7 protein-coding genes and 1 pseudogene are annotated in these 2987 nt (G+C 67.2%); 1 reads left to right on the top strand and 7 read right to left on the bottom strand.

The window, feature by feature from the left end; genetic code table 11:
• The 3 genes from AB1609_19680 to AB1609_19670 all read right to left on the bottom strand — a co-directional run.
• Window positions 1-210 (bottom strand): hypothetical protein (locus tag AB1609_19680; GenBank protein MEW6048664.1); only part of this gene is annotated, 210 nt, incomplete at its 3' end.
• Window positions 207-542, bottom strand: coding sequence for a type II toxin-antitoxin system HicA family toxin (locus AB1609_19675; GenBank protein ID MEW6048663.1), 336 nt, complete (start codon window positions 540-542; stop codon window positions 207-209). The genes AB1609_19680 and AB1609_19675, both read right to left, overlap by 4 nt.
• Window positions 543-559: 17 nt before the next feature.
• Window positions 560-790, bottom strand: a complete 231-nt coding sequence (locus tag AB1609_19670; GenBank protein ID MEW6048662.1) for a type II toxin-antitoxin system HicB family antitoxin — start codon at window positions 788-790, stop codon at window positions 560-562.
• Window positions 791-918: 128 nt separating this feature from the next.
• Here AB1609_19670 and AB1609_19665 point away from each other — a divergent pair, with 128 nt between their 5' ends.
• The gene (locus AB1609_19665) at window positions 919-1143 is read left to right on the top strand and encodes a hypothetical protein (GenBank protein ID MEW6048661.1); all 225 of its coding nucleotides are present in this window, start codon (window positions 919-921) and stop codon (window positions 1141-1143) included.
• Window positions 1144-1278: 135 nt separating this feature from the next.
• Here AB1609_19665 and AB1609_19660 read toward each other — a convergent pair whose 3' ends face one another.
• The 4 genes and pseudogenes from AB1609_19660 to AB1609_19645 all read right to left on the bottom strand — a co-directional run bounded on the left by AB1609_19660 (window position 1279) and on the right by AB1609_19645 (window position 2987).
• A complete protein-coding gene (locus AB1609_19660) occupies window positions 1279-1701 on the bottom strand; it encodes a PIN domain-containing protein (GenBank protein ID MEW6048660.1) in 423 nt (140 codons plus the stop codon).
• Complete coding sequence (locus tag AB1609_19655) at window positions 1698-1979, bottom strand: CopG family transcriptional regulator (protein ID MEW6048659.1); 282 nt, start codon at window positions 1977-1979, stop codon at window positions 1698-1700. The genes AB1609_19660 and AB1609_19655 overlap by 4 nt, the downstream gene beginning before the upstream one ends.
• Before the next feature lie 98 nt (window positions 1980-2077).
• The gene (locus tag AB1609_19650; protein MEW6048658.1) at window positions 2078-2326 is read right to left on the bottom strand and encodes a hypothetical protein; all 249 of its coding nucleotides are present in this window, start codon (window positions 2324-2326) and stop codon (window positions 2078-2080) included.
• A gap of 179 nt (window positions 2327-2505) precedes the next feature.
• Window positions 2506-2987, bottom strand: a pseudogene (locus AB1609_19645) (UDP-N-acetyl-D-glucosamine dehydrogenase).

Raw genomic sequence — 2987 nt, 5'->3', positions numbered from 1 at the left:
GCGAAAGGATGTCGTTCGCTCAAGAGCGTCCACTTCCTTGACGTACCGGGCTCGCCAGCCCGCACGCCCGGAAACGTCATACCAGTACCTTCTTCCTCCGCCCTCGGTCTGTTCCCACGCTGCGAAACAGGCGCGAAGTGCCTGCCTCCAGTAGACCAGCGAGGTACGTTGCGGCCCGTATACCTGTGCCCGGCGACCCCAACGGCTCATCCCCGCCCGAGGGAGTATTGCATCTCGCAACTGATCGCCGACCTGACGGCACCCGGCAGGCCGCGCCCTATCGTGGGTCGAGCGAAGAAGTCGCCCTCGCTGCTCCAGCGGGTTCTAATGGGTAACCTCTTTCCGGGCTCGGACAGCTCGGTGTGAACGCCGGCGCGTGCCACTGTCGTACGCTGGTGGACCAGCCCCCGCGGGTAGATGATCTCCCCGCGATGAACCGGAACGGTGACCAACGAGCCCCCTTCTCGCCTCAGGTGATGATGACTGCCCTTGATCCGGACGATCCCAAAACCCGATGCGCGTACGAGATTCGCCCCCGTCACCCGGGGTGCCCGAGGGCTCACACAGGCACCTCGACTTCCTCGATGGATACGTCCACATCGCCCTCGGGGATCGGTTCACCACTCGCTGCGAGGGCCTGCAGATGCCCCTCGATGGCCTCCCGGACCCTTTCCAGCGCCTGCTGGCGGGTGCTGCCCTGGGTGAAGCAACCGGGCAAGGCTGGTACACGGACCACGTAGCCGGGCCCATCCTCGTCCCACTCTAAGACGACCTTGAAGCGCCGCCCCACGGCATCTTCCTTCCCCGACCCTCATGAGAGCACGCCAAGAGGCCGGTAGGACGCCACGCGGGGGGCAATCCGCTCGCGGGCACCGCAGCTTCTGCTATCGACCCGACGCCGCCCGCCAGCTTCCCGTGGTGGGCAGCTACACCAAGGTTCGTTGGGAACTGCTCGAAAACGCCGTGCTGATCGGCGACCTGCTGGGGCTGGATGCGACGCCCCCCGTCGACGGTCTTGCCCATCAGCTCCTGCGCCTGCGGGGCGTGGGCCGTGGGCTGCGGGTCTGTGTGGAGCTCAACCTCGGCGGCCCCATCACCATCGGCCGTGCCAGCTACCTGGCAGCCGCCTTTCGGTGGATGTAGGCGACGTCCCCATCCCGACGGCCGAGCCCGGAACGCTATCACGTGGAGAAACACAGTCGGCCGTCAGCACCATGAACACCAACCAGACGCCGAAGAAGACGGGGCCTCGGGGCCCCTCGTCGTCGACGAGCCGCTTCAGGGAACGCGCGTGATGGCCCGCGAGTATCGGGAACCCAGACGAACCACGGTGAAGTGAACGTCGAAACTGAAAGCCGAGTGGATTCCGAGCCTCTCCATGATGGCGAAGGTCACGCAGTCCGTCAGGCTGAAGTCGTGGTCCGAGAACCGAGCCAGGACTTCGCTTGCCCGGTCGAAGTCGGGCGGAGTGGGGACGACGTATCGGACGTTCGTCGCACGGAACGCGTCCCACCAAGCACGAGCCGCTTGGTGCCCCAGGCGCGCCATGAGAAGGGTGAAGGTCTCCGTCAGGATGAGATCCGTCGTCACGAGGTCTTCGTGGGGGGCACGGCTCTGGTACCACCGCCGCGCCGCGGCGTGATGCGCATCCGACCGGTCCGCCAGGGCATACCACGCGCCGGTGTCAACGAGAACGGTCACTCCCGTCTCTCCGTCTCCCGCCGCAGGGCTCTTGCCAGGTACTCGTCATGGCGCTCCGAGACATCGGACAGGCCGCTCGCCCCGATCGCCACGAGGCGCATCAGCCTCTCCTCGGGGGAGCCGCGGTGCTTGCCGAGCCCCAGCTGTTCCCTGACGATACGGCGGACCAACTCCGACATCGAGACGCCTTCCTCCGCAGCCTTGCGCTTTAGGGCCTCGTGTTCCACAGGATCCAGATAAACTTGAGTTCGCTTCACCCTGCTCACCGCCGCCGACATTATAATGTCGTGCCCCTCCGTAAGCAATACCCGGTACCTGAAGGGTAGAGGCCGATCGGGCGGGCTCACGGTGAGGTCCTTGGGGGCCATTCGTCCGGTCACGGCCATGCTGCAGGTCGCTCGTGGATGCGCTCGTACCGCCCGCACGCCGCGGCCTGAAGGCGCTCGGCCAGGTCGGTGCGTTCCCCGGGGAGGGCGAGATCCGTGCCGCGGAAGTGTCCGTACGCGTCCAGCGCCCGGCGGATGGGGCAGTGCAGGTTGAGGGGACGGACGAGGGCGCCACACCGCTGGCGCAGTGGGCTTCGACCCCAGCGAAGCGATGCAGAGGCGGCGGCTTTCGAGTTCAAGCGAGGCCAGGTGAGCTGAGGTCCTGGCAGTGGCCCAGCACGGTCAGGATTCCGAGGCTTGTTTCGGTTCGGCGGCCGGCCGCCTTGCGGCGGGAAGAGCAGGCGCTCGACCTCCGGTCGAAAACCCGATCCTCCCATGGTGAAGGGGTTCGCGGTTAGGCGGCCGTGCCAAGGGTGGGCAGTACGCCGAAGGGCTTGGTGAACGCGGCGTCGAGCACCTCCCACACGTTGAGCCCCATGCGGTCGCAGAGCATCGCCAGTTCGTTGACCAGGGCGATGTTGACGGCCCGGAAGGTGTTTTCGAACACCTTGACCAGTTCGGCGGCGGCGGCCGAGGAGACGGGGACGACCTGCTGGATGGTCTGTGCGAGTAAAACGCCAGGGCCACCTCCCGGGAGGCCGGGCCGGTGGCGCCGACGACCTTGTTGGGGTTGCGGGTGGTGTAGCGCTTGTTGCCGGGGCCGACCCGCTCGGGGGAGTGGGCCAGGGAGAAGTCCGCGCCGGCCTTGAGCCCCGAGGCCTCCAGGATGGGGCGCATGACGCCGTCCGTGGTGCCCGGGTAGGTGGTCGACTCCAGGCTGATGAGCTGGCCGGGGCGCAGGCGGCCGGCGATCTCCCGGGTGACGTTACCGACGGGTGAAGCGAACGGTGGGTGGCCAGC

Source organism: Bacillota bacterium (genome assembly GCA_040754675.1).
In the GTDB taxonomy this organism is placed as follows: domain Bacteria; phylum Bacillota; class Limnochordia; order Limnochordales; family Geochordaceae; genus Geochorda.
Note: the sequence above shows the minus strand (reverse complement) of the source record. Positions and strands in the feature narration are given on the sequence as shown.